16 protein-coding genes and 1 tRNA gene are annotated in these 13715 nt (G+C 55.2%); 10 read left to right on the top strand and 7 right to left on the bottom strand.

Going from position 1 to position 13715, the window contains the following annotated elements:
• Positions 1-95 precede the first annotated feature (95 nt).
• Positions 96-2225, top strand: a complete 2130-nt coding sequence (locus FA94_RS14335) for a TonB-dependent receptor (protein WP_156126634.1) — start codon at positions 96-98, stop codon at positions 2223-2225.
• 2 nt (positions 2226-2227) lie between these two features.
• Positions 2228-3070, top strand: coding sequence for a molybdate ABC transporter substrate-binding protein (gene modA, locus FA94_RS14330; RefSeq protein ID WP_035552193.1), 843 nt, complete (start codon positions 2228-2230; stop codon positions 3068-3070).
• A 101-nt stretch (positions 3071-3171) separates the two neighbouring features.
• Here the strand turns inward: modA and FA94_RS14325 are convergent, their stop codons facing one another.
• Positions 3172-4422 carry an RNA polymerase sigma factor gene (locus tag FA94_RS14325; RefSeq protein ID WP_035552192.1) on the bottom strand — a complete coding sequence of 417 codons (1251 nt, stop codon included), beginning with the start codon at positions 4420-4422 and terminating at the stop codon, positions 3172-3174.
• 39 nt (positions 4423-4461) lie between these two features.
• Positions 4462-4815 carry a YciI family protein gene (locus FA94_RS14320; RefSeq protein WP_035552189.1) on the bottom strand — a complete coding sequence of 118 codons (354 nt, stop codon included), beginning with the start codon at positions 4813-4815 and terminating at the stop codon, positions 4462-4464.
• Positions 4816-5396: 581 nt separating this feature from the next.
• Here FA94_RS14320 and FA94_RS39135 point away from each other — a divergent pair.
• From FA94_RS39135 to FA94_RS14305, 4 genes are all read left to right on the top strand, one after another.
• Positions 5397-5564 (top strand): hypothetical protein, encoded by a 168-nt coding sequence (locus FA94_RS39135; protein ID WP_197070206.1) that lies wholly within the window; start codon positions 5397-5399, stop codon positions 5562-5564.
• A complete protein-coding gene (locus tag FA94_RS14315) occupies positions 5542-6075 on the top strand; it encodes a hypothetical protein (RefSeq protein WP_156126633.1) in 534 nt (177 codons plus the stop codon). The genes FA94_RS39135 and FA94_RS14315 overlap by 23 nt, the downstream gene beginning before the upstream one ends.
• Positions 6076-6079: 4 nt before the next feature.
• Complete coding sequence (locus FA94_RS37290) at positions 6080-6619, top strand: hypothetical protein (protein WP_051980577.1); 540 nt, start codon at positions 6080-6082, stop codon at positions 6617-6619.
• A 119-nt stretch (positions 6620-6738) separates the two neighbouring features.
• The gene (locus FA94_RS14305; protein WP_035552183.1) at positions 6739-7317 is read left to right on the top strand and encodes a hypothetical protein; all 579 of its coding nucleotides are present in this window, start codon (positions 6739-6741) and stop codon (positions 7315-7317) included.
• 49 nt (positions 7318-7366) lie between these two features.
• On the opposite strand, the gene FA94_RS38000 is transcribed toward FA94_RS14305, so the two are convergent.
• Together FA94_RS38000 and FA94_RS39440 are read right to left on the bottom strand one after the other, a co-directional pair.
• Entirely contained in the window at positions 7367-8113 is a 747-nt protein-coding gene (locus tag FA94_RS38000) for a C40 family peptidase (protein WP_081935932.1), read from the bottom strand.
• A gap of 317 nt (positions 8114-8430) precedes the next feature.
• Positions 8431-9300: a hypothetical protein gene (locus FA94_RS39440; protein WP_231584956.1), complete on the bottom strand. Its 870-nt coding sequence runs from the start codon at positions 9298-9300 to the stop codon at positions 8431-8433.
• 145 nt (positions 9301-9445) lie between these two features.
• On the opposite strand from FA94_RS39440, the gene FA94_RS14295 reads away from it, so the two are divergent.
• The 4 genes from FA94_RS14295 (at position 9446) to FA94_RS14280 (ending at position 12266) form a co-directional block, all read left to right on the top strand.
• A tRNA-Arg gene (locus FA94_RS14295) sits at positions 9446-9520 on the top strand.
• Positions 9521-9993: 473 nt separating this feature from the next.
• Positions 9994-11091 carry a site-specific integrase gene (locus tag FA94_RS14290; RefSeq protein ID WP_035552182.1) on the top strand — a complete coding sequence of 366 codons (1098 nt, stop codon included), beginning with the start codon at positions 9994-9996 and terminating at the stop codon, positions 11089-11091.
• A 27-nt stretch (positions 11092-11118) separates the two neighbouring features.
• The gene (locus FA94_RS14285) at positions 11119-11703 is read left to right on the top strand and encodes a ComF family protein (protein WP_035552179.1); all 585 of its coding nucleotides are present in this window, start codon (positions 11119-11121) and stop codon (positions 11701-11703) included.
• Between the two features lie 2 nt (positions 11704-11705).
• Positions 11706-12266 carry a hypothetical protein gene (locus FA94_RS14280; RefSeq protein WP_035552177.1) on the top strand — a complete coding sequence of 187 codons (561 nt, stop codon included), beginning with the start codon at positions 11706-11708 and terminating at the stop codon, positions 12264-12266.
• A 25-nt stretch (positions 12267-12291) separates the two neighbouring features.
• Here the strand turns inward: FA94_RS14280 and FA94_RS14275 are convergent, their stop codons facing one another.
• From FA94_RS14275 to FA94_RS37285, 3 genes are all read right to left on the bottom strand, one after another.
• Positions 12292-12522 carry a hypothetical protein gene (locus FA94_RS14275; RefSeq protein ID WP_035552175.1) on the bottom strand — a complete coding sequence of 77 codons (231 nt, stop codon included), beginning with the start codon at positions 12520-12522 and terminating at the stop codon, positions 12292-12294.
• On the bottom strand, positions 12519-12914 hold the full coding sequence (locus FA94_RS14270; protein ID WP_156126632.1) for a hypothetical protein: 396 nt from the start codon (positions 12912-12914) through the stop codon (positions 12519-12521). The genes FA94_RS14275 and FA94_RS14270 overlap by 4 nt, the downstream gene beginning before the upstream one ends.
• A gap of 157 nt (positions 12915-13071) precedes the next feature.
• Positions 13072-13713, bottom strand: coding sequence for a hypothetical protein (locus tag FA94_RS37285; protein ID WP_156126631.1), 642 nt, complete (start codon positions 13711-13713; stop codon positions 13072-13074).
• Positions 13714-13715: the final 2 nt, after the last annotated feature.

The following is a 13715-nucleotide window of genomic DNA, read 5'->3' as shown; positions in this document are numbered from 1 at the left end:
TCGACTATTTGCACCTGAGCCCTTACAAGAATTCGCGCACCCCGTTATATTTCGCCGAATATTGCGAACCGCAATATTTCGTAACGGCAATTTCAATGACACCACCCTCCCGCTGCACCCTACGCATGCTTGCCGTCGTCTCCGCAGGCGTCGCCGCGACCGTCCCGGCCCATGCGCAGGATTCCGACGCTCAACTGACCCCGATCGTCGTCACCGGCATCAAGCCCACGCCTTACCCTTCGTACCGGGTCGATCAGGCGGTCGTCGGGCCGCTGGGCAAGAAAAATCTGCTCGACACGCCGTATTCGATCAACATCATCCCCAGGTCGCTGGCTGAGAATCAGCAACTGCGCAGTGTGCAGGAGGCGTTCAGCTTCATCCCCTCGGTGCAAGGTCTGAATATCCGGCCGCAAACACGCGGCATGCAGGCCGGCGTGGTGCAGAACACGCGCATTGACGGCATGAACATCGCTGCGACGACCGATTACCCAATCGAGCAGTTCGACAGCATCCAGGTACTAAACGGCCTCGCCGGCGCGCTCTACGGACCGGCCAGCCCAGCCGGCACGTTCAACTACGTGCTCAAGCGGCCGACCGACCAGCCGCTGCGCGAATTCACGTTCGGCTACGAGTCGAACGCCTTGTTCACCGAGCGCGCGGATCTCAGCGGGCACTTCGGCAACGACGATCGTTTCGGCTACCGGCTCAACCTGCTCAACCAGAACGGCGAGGGTTATGTCTCGGGCAGCCGCCTGCGCCGGGACCTGGCGAGCCTGGCTTTCGATATCCGGTTCACGCCGGACACACGGCTCGAAACCAACTTCAGCACGTACCATTATCTGGACACCGGCTTCCCCGGGACGTTCGCCCTCGCGAAGAACGTGTTGCTGCCCGCCGCGCCGAACCCGTCGACGGTCGGCTACGGCCAGTCATGGGCCGGTGACGACAACGTCACGAACATGATGAGCGCCACGCTGAAGCACGACTTCAATCCGGACTGGCACCTGAGCGCCGGCGTGCAGCGCGAAACGAACGACCGCGCTTCGACCGTGCCGACGCTCACGCTCACCAACAACAAGGGCGCCTATACCGAAACGACGGCGACGACCACGTACAGTCTCGACCAGGTAATCAGCAATACGATCGCGTTGAACGGCCACGTCGTACTCGCCGGCCTGACGCACGACGTGTTCGTCTCCACCACGGGCTTCTACTGGAATCGGTACACGCCTTATCAAACGGGCGCGATCACGCTCGGCACCGGCAACCTCAACAATCCGGCGAGTTTCGGCCAGCCCGCGTTGCCTGACTTCTCGCATCGCTACCGTTCCGTCAGCACGTTCCAGCAGTCGATCAACGTGGGCGACACGATCGGCTTCAACCCGCACTGGTCGATGCTGCTAGCGGCCAGCCAAAGCTGGATCCACGCCGAGAACTACAACGCGAAAGGGACGATCACGAGCAAATATTCCGCGGATGGCGTCAGTCCGACGGTTAGCCTGATGTACAAACCGCAGGAGAACATGACCGCCTACCTCACGTATGCGGACAGCCTGCAGCAGGGCGATATCGCCCCGTCGGGCACGCTCAACGCGGGCAATTCCCTCGCGCCGTATCGAAGCAAGGAATGGGAGCTCGGTTATAAGGTCGACATGGCGGGCGCGACGCTCGGCGCCGCGCTGTATCGCATCGAGCGGCCGTATGCGCTGGTGGAAGCGAACAATGTTTTCGCCGAAGGCGGCCAGCAGGTCAACCGTGGGCTCGAACTGACCGCGACGGGCGCCGTGACCCGCGATCTCAACATCTACACCGGACTTTCGCTGCTGGATCCGCGTTTGCACAACACCGGTGTCGCAGCAACCAACGGCACGCAGATTCTTGGTCTGTCGCGCGTGGTGTTCGATGCGCTGGTGGATTACTCGGTGCCCACGGTGGCCGGCCTCGGCTTCAACGTCGACATGAACTATGCGAGCCGCCGCGCGGCCAACTATTCGAACAGCGATTACGTCGACGGTTACACGATCTTCAATCTCGGCGCGCGGTACCGCACGAAAATCGCCGCCAAAGCTGTGACGCTGCGGGTCGGCGTCGATAACGTCGCCAACCGGCACTACTGGGCCAACATCACGCCGGCCGGTCAGAGCGGCTACACCGGCAGCGACAGCGGCACCGCCACACTCGGCGCCCCGCGCACCGTTCGCGCGTCAATCCAGATCGACCTCTAAACATGAAAAAATCGCAATCCATCCTGCTGCGGACGCTGCTGCTCTCCTTTCTGACCACGAACGCCTGCCTCGCCACGGCGCAGCAGGCATCCGCGGCGCCGGCCATCACGATCTATACGGCCGGTAGCATGAGTGGCGCGCTCGGCGCCATCACGCGCCAATACACGAGCGAGACCGGTCAGCCGGTCGAACTCGTCAGCGGGCCGGCCGGCATGCTGCTCGACAAGATCGAGCACTCGGCCAAGGCGGACATTTTCGTTTCCGCGAACATGGCGCATCCGCAACAACTCAGCGCAGAAGGCAAGGCGGCGCCCACCGTCGTCTTCGCGAGAAACCGGCTGTGCGTGGAGGCGCGCCCGGACGTCGGCCTGACGACCGGCAACCTGCTCGACAAGCTGCTCGATCCGAACGTCAAGATCGGCACGTCGACGCCGAAGTCGGATCCCGGCGGTGACTATGCGTGGGCGCTGTTCGCCAAGGCCGGCACCGTTCGCCCGGGAGCGACTCAAACACTCGAAGCGAAGGCGCAGCAGCTGGTTGGCGGCGCCGTCGCCCCTCAAGTGCCGGCCGGCCAGAATCCGGTCAAATACTTCATGACGACGCGACGCATCGACGTGTTCATTGGCTATTGCAGCTCGCACGAACCGACGCCCGACACGACGCTGACGCAGGTCGAGCTGCCGGCGGAGCTGGCCATCGCAGCGGACTATGGCATGACCGTTATCGAGTCGCGGCAGAACGCCGCCACGCGCGATGCCGCGTATCGGCTCGCGCTGTATCTGATGAGTCCCGCCGCGCAGGACGTATTGACGCGGTATGGATTCACGCCCGTTGCGCGTCAGTAGGGGATAGTCGTGCGGCGTTCGTCGCCGCTAGGTTCGATCGCATTAGTGAACGCGATTGTCTTCGCGCACCGGACGTACGCGGCGCATCGGCCGACAGAAGATCAGTTCGCCAATCCGGCCTGGCGCCGCTGCAGGAAGCGGCGCACCGCCGGGTCGCGTTCGAGGCCGACCGCCATGTCGTAGGCATCGCGAGCTTCGCGATGCGCGCCGGTCCGCGCGAGCAGCTCCGCGCGTGCCGCCCAGTACGGTTGATATTGCGCGAGCCGTGCGTCGGCGGCCACCTGTTGCAGCGCGATCAGGCCGGCGTTCGCGCCCTGCAGTTCCGCGACGGCGAGCGCCCGGTTGATCGCGACCACCGGAGACCCGGTGAGCCGCGCGAGCGCCTCGTAAAGCTGCACCACTGCGGCCCAGTCGGCGTGTCCGCTCCGGCGCCGATGAACATGCGCCGACTGCAGCGCCGCTTCGAGTTGATACCGCCCGATCGAACCCAGCGCGCTGGCGTGGCGTAGCAGCGCTTCGGCCTCGTCGATCAATGGCCAGTCCCACAGTGCCGGGTCCTGCTCGGCAAGCGGCACGTATTCGCCGTCCTCGCCGCGTCGCGCGCGACGCCTCGCCTGCGCATGCAGCATGCAGGCGAGCAGGCCTAGCGCTTCCGGTTCTCGCGGCAGCAGGTCGGCTGCGAGCCGCGCCAGAAACAGTGCTTCGTCGGTGAGGTTGCGGCGTGCGATGTCGGTGCCGCCCGGATCCGTCCAGCCCTCCGTAAAGGCGGCATAGATGGCGTCGAGCACCGCGTCGAGCCGGCCGGCAAGTTCCTCGCGCTCGGGGATGCTGAACGCAATGCCGGCTTCGCGGATCTTGTTTTTGGCTCGCACGAGACGCTTGCCCATGGCGGCCGGCGACATGAGAAACGCCGATGCGATCATCTTCGCATCGAGGCCGAGGACCACTTGCAGCATCAGCGGTGCGCGGATGGCCGCTTCGATCGCCGGATGCGTGCAGGCGAACATGAGCGGGAGACGATCGTCGGGGATGCCGGCGTCCGTCGCGCCGTCGTCGAACTCCGGCCCGAGGAGCAGCAATTGCACGGCAGCCGCCTCGCCGGTGCGGCGTCGCCTGGCGAGGTCGATCATCTTGCGACGCGCGACGGTGAGCAGCCACGCTTCCGGGTTCGACGGACAACCGTTGTGCGGCCAGGTGGCCAGCGCCGAGGCAAATGCGTCCGATAGCGCATCTTCGGCCGCCGCTACATCCCGCGTACGTGCCGCGAGAAAGGCGACGAGCTTGCCGAAGCTGCGGCGCGCGACAGCGTCTACGGTGTCGCGCGCGTTGATGGCGTCGTTGGGCAAGTTCATGCGTTCATACTTTGCCTGAGACGCGGTTCATGGCTCAGCTCAGCCTGCGGCGTGCCAAAGCGGCCGCACCTCGACGACGCCGTGACTCGCGGTCGGGCAGCGTGAGGCCCACGAGAGGGCGGCGTCGAGATTGGGTACGTCGATGAGATAGTAGCCTCCTAGTTGCTCTTTCGACTCCACGTAAGGGCCGTCGAGCACCTGTGATTTGCCGTCTGAGATACGGACGGTTGTTGCTGTCGCGGTTGGCTGCAGACGGCCGCCGGCCACGAGCGCGCCTGCCTTTTTCAATGCCTCCGTGTACGCGGCGTAGGCCGCCACGCCCTGTTCCTGCTCGGTCTTCGTCAGGCTGTTCCAGCCGCCTTCATTCGCATAGAGCATCAACATGTATTGCATCTTGAATCTCCGTCATGGATTGGGTTGTCGGCGGGCAATTTGCGCCGCCTGGACAATGACGCTCGAACCTGTGGGATTTGGACATTTTGCTGTTTTTCTGATGGTGGGGGCGATGCGGGGGTGGTTTTTGGGGCGTGTTTGGTGAGGTGCCGGGCTGTACCCCCGGAGCGTCTTGCTTGGGCTGGGCAACTGTATGTAGGCAATAGTGGCAACAAAAAGCCCCGCAGCGCGAGGCGTGCGGGGCTTTTCTGGGTAAATCCGGGACAGGCTGGGATGCTTCTTGGTCCCTGACAGGAATCGAACCTGTATCTAGCGCTTAGGAGACTCTAGTCGCGTGTAATAAAATCAATGGGTTACATGCGAATTTTGCTGCTTTGGGACAAATTCGGGACATGCAAATTAATTTTTGATTATAAAGAAATTCATCAATAAAAAACAAGCGATTGGCGGTCATCGCATTTAGCCCCTCTTAGGCGCCACGTGTCGTCTGCGTGGAACATGCATGGCTTCATGGGTTCGGGCATTCTTGGCCCGAGGCGGGGTAGTATTGGCCATATGTAGTGGCTAACCGGGAGGTCGCAATGAATGAACAGGAACGGCGAGAGCAAACAGAAGCCATGTTGAAACTTCTGGATCTGAATCAAGAATACATAAAGAAGGGTAACTTCACCGACATCGAGACCTTTTTCGCTGAGATTGAAGCCATGGATAAATCTGAGTTCGGTGATGGTGGATCTCTCCAAACCTGATGAAGTGTTATTTATTCGAAAGGTTGTGATGGGCGAACAGGAGCGGCAGGAGAAAACAGAAGCTTTATTGAAAATTCTGGAAATCGGGCAGGAATATATGTCAAAAAATTTGTCTTTGATTGAGTATCAATGTGACTCTGAGGGGCGGTTGTTTGAACCCGAGAAAGCGATAATTCTATCGAATTTCATTGGTCGTGATTTGGTTGATGCTTTTTTCAATATGGGGCTGCTCAGTGAATCTAATTTATATGAGGATTCTGATTTTGAAGACTGTGTCAAGTTGACTCGAATAGATGATGGGAAAATTGATGCTTCTCTGCAATGTCTCACTTCAAAATTGATTGAAATATTGGAGTCTGATCGAGTGGAGAGCATAAAGAAAATTCAATCTGAATCCGAAATTTCCGAGTTGATGCTTGATTTTATGGCTATTTCAGGTGCTTATCGCTTAATTAAGCTCAAGCGCGACAATTTTGCAAATTCGGCCGCTGTTGTCGTGGTGCTGGAGTGATTCGATGAGCGAAAATCAGGGGAAAGATGGTGAGATGCGCTTTGGCATCGCTCTGGCAGGGGCGGCTATCCGTGAGGATAGTCTTGATTTCACACGCCATACAACAACCAACCAATCGGATTTGGGGGTCGATTATTCGCTGAGGGGCGATGTTAAAGCGTTATTGTCTTTTTGTGAGATCGGTGCGGGGAAAAATTTGCCATCAGTTCAGGAAATTCTTGGCGACACAGGAAAACAGATTGAGGCAAGGGTTGATGTCAAAACAACAAGAGAAAAATTGACGGGGGCTGCGGTCAAGAAATTTGTACAAGACATTAAAAAACACCCGAATACCGATTTGCATGTTTTGGCCGGTGGGAAAGATTTGACAAAGTCCGCAAAAAAGGATTTTGAGTCGCATCAAGAGAATTTTTCGCGGAATGGCAAGGCACTTGTTTATATTCCAAACGATGGGGTTGTGAGATTGGTTGGTGAGTATAAGAACGAAATAAATAGTGCTTTCAACGGATTGTTAGGGTCGAATCAAGGTGAGTCGAAAGGATAAGGATGGTGGAAATGAAAAAGCCAGTCTCGAGACTGGCTTATTTTAAATCATCCTCCGTGCTAAATAAAAGTAGCTTGCCAATTTGATTTTATGTATCTGATCTTCTCATTTGCCAAGATATGGATCTACAAACACTACAGAAAATTTTTACGATTCTGGGTATTCTAGGCTGGCCTGTAGGAATTGTTTCCCTCTACATCGCCATCAAGAACAGACGGACACAACAGCTGAGTTATTTCATTTCAAGGAAAACTCATAGAAGCAGCCGGATAGTTCTACAATATGTCAACACAGAGCAACTTGATGGGCGATTCCTCGTCAAGTTGGTGCTATTCAATCCCGGCTCGATCGCATCGGTCATTTATAGCTTTGCCGTATTCAAGCCGACCGAGAATCCTAACTGGCTTCTCCGCCTGTTCAAGCCGATCGTCCTCAAAAGAATCGAAGATGCCCAATGGTGGCCAACGCAAGACGAAGATCAGAAGGAGCCAAGATGCCGGGACGATGATTATCAAAATCTCTATGTTAAAGATTTTCGAGTGATATTGGTATCAATTCCGGGCTGGATTGGCAGGGAGAAGTATGAATTTGAGATCCGAACTAACAATGATTTTCAGGTTCATGAGACTTATATTGATGGAATAAAGGGAACTCATCAGTTCGGCTACCACTATGAGGAGTGGTATTCTGAGAGATAAATAAAAGGCTCCACTAAGAAGCCCTCATTTTCGATTTGTGGCCGCTTTATCAATCCTTCGACACGACCAAAGGAGTGTGCGCCCAATTCATATTTTTACACGCCTTGGCGATGTGTCCGGGTTGCACATCGTATTTTCCGGGTGAGTGCAAATGCAGATGTCCACCAATTTCAGTGTCGACCATCAAGACCAATTTTGAGCAAGAGAATTGATGTTTCTGCTCGACAAGCCAATTACCTGCGCTGAATTTTCTAAAAAAATTCTCCGTCCACTCAATGCCCCACTCCGATTTAATGGATCTATCCATAATAAACCAAAAAAATAAAACAATCGCGCCAACTGACATGGATGCGAGAATTGATGTTGTCCAATGACCGGGCGTACTTAAAAGAAAAACATCGACCATCGAACATATCGCGATAATAAAAAATATATATTTCACGAGGGGAGAAAATGTGGTGAGTCCCGCGTGCATTAATGTATATTTTTTACCAATTTTAGAGATCGAAAAATCTTTGAGTTTTGTCAACTGATTGTGCGTCATATGCCCGGGGCGGGAAAAATGAAGCGCAGCGGATTTCCCTTCCTTAAATTCAGAAATTGGAATAACTCGAACGTCAGGGGTGGAATCAATGCCCGATTTACCGGCGGGGACAGCCTCTAGGATATTGAACTCATCTACCGCAATTCCCACGTGGCTCCACTTGGAACCAGTTAGATATCTAATTATTTTGCTTGATGCCGTATCGGATCTGGTCAAAATTATATCGCCCGCTTTTATTGTGGTTTTATTCATGCTTGCAAATTCAATGAGCAATGCGAAAAAACTTCAATTGGGAGCCTTTGTGCATCCTAGACCTTCTAGTAGTTGGTCAACGGGTCTTTCCGGAGTTCCTTGGGGACTTCTTGCTTTTTTTTGGACTAATTCAAAACATTCGGCTATTTCATATGGTCTTTCCCCAAGGTGATTTCCTGGTTTGTAGTAAAGTGTTGAAATTCGATACGCTTGAGACATGGAGAACCCATGTCAGACCTTGTTTGAAAGTGCCAATACTCCGGGCTGCGCCAAAACCTGCTGATGCGGAGATTTCAATCATAGTCGCAGTAACGTTTTTACTTTGCGCAAACAAATCCGTGCTTTTCCATAAAATCAGAGCTGCTCAGGATGCTGGTGGAAAACAATGGGCTGTCGGCTTTGATGCTATCGCCATACCTATCAAACAGGACATTGACATCATCCAGCTTGCCGCTTTCCGCATGCTTGAGAATAGGAAAGTATTGCATGTAGATGTATTTTTTCTGTTGCTTATCGTAGCCGACCTGAGCTGAATTCGATGCCCTAACTGATTGGCTGCATTTTGTCAAAAAATCAAATAGGGTTTGATTGTTTGCCAGCTTGATTTGTTTGGCGAAATACAATCCCAGATAAAAGCTATTCCTGTATTGGTTGTAGGTATCTTTGTCACCATTTGCAATGTCTGCATCGGGCTTGAACTTCACCTTGAAGACATCAGGATAGATTTTTTTGATGTAGGCTAGAAATTTGACATCCGGATCGCAATCATCACAAAGACTTTCATCCAGATATTTCTTTTCTTCATCGGATTGTGGAACATTGATTTGAGCCAATGGGCCACCAAAGGCGTTAACAATATGGTCTTGTCCAGCAAAGGCTTTGACATCGTCTTTGGACATACGGCTTTCCATCTTGTTGATGAATGCGGTTGCATCACTCGAACTGGAAACATCAGCCGGGGCTGTAGAAGCCTTTTGTGCCGATTGTGCAGGCTTGTCATCAGGTTTGGTGACAGCACCAGCAACTAGGAAGATAAAAGCAAAGACAGCGAAAGTGAAGAAAGCTCGTGTTCTGGTAGGTGCTGGCTTGTCGGCTTGGGCAAATTTCTTTGGATCGAAGATGCCAACGATTGCACCGATGACAAAGAGGAAGGCTATGAAGAAGAGAAGACTGCTCAAAAATCCCATTTTGACCCCGAAAATGAAATGACCCCATAGTTTCCTATGAGGTCTTGGGTCATGCAATCGTCTTGGGCCTAGATTCCTTGAGTCAGTGCTTGGTGGTGCCTTCGATAGCTAGGTGCTATCATAACGGGCTTGCTTCGGCATGTGTCTCGCGGTAGTTCAATGGATAGAACGGGGTCCTCCTAAGACTCAAATCCAGGTTCGATTCCTGGTCGCGGGACCATCAAAACCACCTTTTGGTGGTTTTTTTTCGTCCCGAGTCTGCCTAAATTTTGTGCGGTTTTTGGGTTGATTGATAGCAATCCTAATCATTTGACCAAGAAATTTGGGACAAATTTGGGACGCGAAACCTCGGGATAGGACTGGATAAGGACGTATAGGACGGGATATAACTGACTGATTTTTATAGAAAATGCCCTGTCTACCCTATGGCTATTGTCGCTTAGGAGGCACTTGTTCTATCCATTGAACTACAGGGAGATGGATATGGGCAATGGGTGGATCAAACCCTTGCTGGCATTGGTCTGAGCCTTAACCGGCGGGCGTTTCCGGCCTTTCTGCTTCTTCCTAAATGAAGCGCCGTGACACCCTGTGAAGCCTAGTTTATCGCCGTCTCTGCTACACTTTTGCTACAAATTGACCCTGTGGCATCGCAAAGTGATCTGGCACTGCTACAGTTTTTTTGACGGGAAAACCATGGCATCGATCCTGCCGGTGGGCAGTCGCTGGCGTGCTCAGGTACGCAAGCGCGGCCAGAGTATAGCAAAAACGTTCAAAACGAAAGGCGCGGCGGAGGCGTGGGCGCGGGCGAAAGAGGTGGAGATTGAAAATGGCCAGAACGCGGTCGACTCGGGCAGCATCAAGGTAGGCGAGCTCGTGAAGAAATACCGCGAGACGCGCGCGGAATCGGGTCGTCCGGTTAAGCCGAAATCGAATGAGGACTACATTCTGCAACGTCTGCAGGATGAGTTCGAAAGTGACTTTGCGGCCAAGCTGACTACAAAGCGGATCGTCCAGTTCGCGCAGAAACGCAAGGTGTCCGGAGCTGGAGGATTCACTATCGATATGGATATCTCGAAGCTCGGTACGGTCATGCGTCATACCGCCTCGCTATTCGGTCTGACATTGCCTGACGCGACCGGCATCGCGCGGCCGACTCTTCACCACTTGAACCTGATTGAAGCGGGTAAGCGCCGTGAGCGGCGGCCGACTCCGGAGGAGATTGGGAAAATCTTTGCGTGGTTCAGCGAGCATCCCGAACGGCAGCAGGCGATGCCGGATCTGCTGCGCGTGGCCATGCAGTGCGCGTTTCGCCGTGGGGAGCTGTTCGGTCTGCGCTGGGACGATATCGATTCGGAGAATCACCTGGCGCTGGTGCGCGACCGCAAGCATCCGAGGCAGAAGATTGGTAACAACGAATGGATTCCGCTAATCGGCGACTCGTTCGAAGTCATCATGCGTCAGCCGCGCTATGAGGTGCCGGACGGCTATGCGGAAAAGCGTAAAGCCGATCCGACGCTGCCTCCGCATAAGAACGAATTCATCTTCCGTTTCGACAAGGGCACGGCAAGCAAGTACTTCAAGCAGGCCTGCGACGCCAAGGGGATCGCGGACCTGCATCTGCACGATCTGCGGCACGAGGCGACAAGTGCTCTCTTTGAAGCCGGCTGGCAGATTCCCGAGGTGGCGACCGTGACGGGGCATAAGGACTGGCGCAACCTTAAGCGATACACTAATCTTGATCCGGCTGAAGTGGCAAAAAAAGGCCGGCTGAAGCTGGTCAAGGCTGCATAACGAAAACACTAACGGTCCGGGGTCAAGATGAAGGTTAATCTGAGAGAGATTTACGGTAATTGGGACAAGGGCTACGCGCTCGATAAGCACATGCTGTCAAGCGTCTATACCGGCGACGACGAGTACGGACATCCGCGCTTTGACAATACCCGCACTGAGGCAGGTGAGGCGGTGTTCCAGTTGAAGTATCGGAACGGATGGGACAACGCGGAACTTCTGGCGCAAGCCGTCGCTTGCAACATCGGCCCGCTTGTGCCGCATATTGGACTGATTGTGCCAATGCCCGCAACGAGCGCGAGGGCGCGACAGCCGGTCGCGGAAGTTGCTAATGCGTTGGGACGGATTAAAAATACACCGGTTTTCCACCATCTGTTATTCAAGCAGGCGGGTGGCCAGAAAATGAAGGACATCCCGACCCGCGAGGCCAAAGTTGAGGCGGTGAAGGATGCATTCTCGTACGAGGATCAAATCGAGGGCAACGGTAAGCACAATGTGCTGCTGCTCGATGATCTTTACGACAGTGGTGCGACGGCTGAGGCGGCAGTCGCAGTCCTTCGGACATACCCGAAGATTGCCGGTATTTACGTTGCCGCGCTAACTAGCAAGAGGTAAACATGCCTACAGTTTTCATAGCAGGGTCGATCACCATCAAGCACCTCGATGTGAAGGTCAAAGAGTGTATCGATAAGATCATCGCGTCGGATTACGATGTTCTTGTCGGTGATGCTGATGGGGCCGATACCTCGATTCAGGAATACCTGCGCGAGCGGTCAACTGCGCGTGCGGTCGTGTATTGCAGCGGCTCGGTTCCGCGCAACAATGTCGGCGACTGGACCGTGCACACGGTCGACACTTCGTACGAGCCGGGTTCGCGCGCATTCTTCACCGCGAAGGATCTTGAGATGGCGAAGGCGGCTGACTACGGCCTGATGATCTGGGATACGAAAAGTACCGGGACGCTGAGCAACGTGATCGAGTTGTTGCGTAGAAAAAAGAAGGCGCGCGTCTTCGTCAACAAGGACAAGGTGTTCAAGGACGTCGGCGACGTGGCGCAGCTCGAGCAGCTTGTGTCGCGCATGTCCGAGGCGGCATTGAAAAAGGCGGATGCCAAGATCCGCCTGTTCGAAAAGATCAATACACTAAAGCACGAACAGTCCGACATGTTTGCGGCTTGATGCCGTGTGGTCCGCCTCTTGCCGCTCACGCGGCCATCGCGCGGGCTTTTTCGGACATCGCATCAAGGTAGTCTGCCACCGCGTCATATGGCGCATAGCGTGCTGCGCCTTCCTTGTACGTCGGGATCGGAAATGTCTCTGCACTGACCTGGTTCCGGATCGTGCCCTCAGACATGGCGAGTAGGGTCGCGAGCTGGCCCATCGTCATGCGGGGGCCAAACTTTTCGAGAATGTATGCGCGGGTTAGTAGGCTCATTTGGTTGCGCTCTCTGCGTGGATAGTTGCTGCGTGTTGCTGCATGGCGGTGAGGATGGCCAGTGCGTTGTAGCTGACGATCTTGCCGGCGTTGATTTGGGCAGGCGATTTGCCGGCAATGCAAAAGTGCTCATCTAACCGGTGACGCGCGCTCATGGCGCGGTAGCGTTCGATGCGTCCTTCCCTTAGCATTGTCTCGATCGCGGCGTCGACGGCTGATTGCGCGGTCGCTGCGGCCATGATGATCCGCTTCTTTGTCAGGCCGCCATGCTGTTCGAGCAGGGCATTAATATCTGCCTGCAAAGCAACTTGGTCGCGGACCCACTGACGGGTTCCGTTGACCATTACAGGTACATATCGGCCTGAACTGATTGGCGCTCGACCTTGGGTCATGCTTTGCCCCCTGTCTTTCGTTCTGTGCGCTGGAGCGTCCACTGTATTTTTGCCTCGTTTGCACAAGCGGCTGCGGTCCACGTTGGATGTTGGCGCTGCAGCGTTTCAGCCAATTGGCGAAGGCCTGGCCGCCGATCGATGGGCTCACTTGAGGGCATTACAGGTCGCCTCCGGCAATGTGGTGATTGGCCGACTCGTCACCCGGATCGCGGTCGAGGCGCTCTATCTCGGCGAGGATCAGCGCACCGGCTTTAACAAGGTCGCGGCGCGTCGTGCTGGGCTTCCACCACTCGATGTCAAATTGCCAGAGCGCGCAAGCGGTTTTGGCAAAAGTGCGTGACCAGTACGCTGAGTCTTTGGCACTGAGAGCGGCAGCCGCGTGCAATGCGTAGCAGGCTGCGGACACTGCGAGCATGCCTGCGTTGTGCTGGTCGTCGTGTTCCAGCGCCCAGCCTTCGACCTCGACTTGACGTCGACGCTCGGCTAGGACGTCGCGCGCAGCATCGCTGATGCCCCGCTGCGAGTTTTGCGTTGCGAGCAATGCTTTCGTTTCCGGCATCAACGCGTCAGCGCCCACGTAGCATTCCTTCGGCGCTTCAGGCCAGTAGCGCCGGCAGTGATCGAAGCTTCCTTCGTTCCACAAGCTGAGCCAAGTCATGCCCTCGCCTGCTTCGAGCGCGAACAGGATTGCAGCGATCGAGGCACTGTTTTCGATCGACACGATTTCGCGCTCGGTAGGTGCAGATGTGAGGTCGACCGACATTTGTGTCGGGGTGCGGCCTTCGTTTTTTGTACGCATAT

This window comes from Burkholderia sp. 9120 (genome assembly GCF_000745015.1).
Taxonomy (GTDB): domain Bacteria; phylum Pseudomonadota; class Gammaproteobacteria; order Burkholderiales; family Burkholderiaceae; genus Paraburkholderia.
This window is presented reverse-complemented; position numbering and strand designations above follow the sequence as displayed.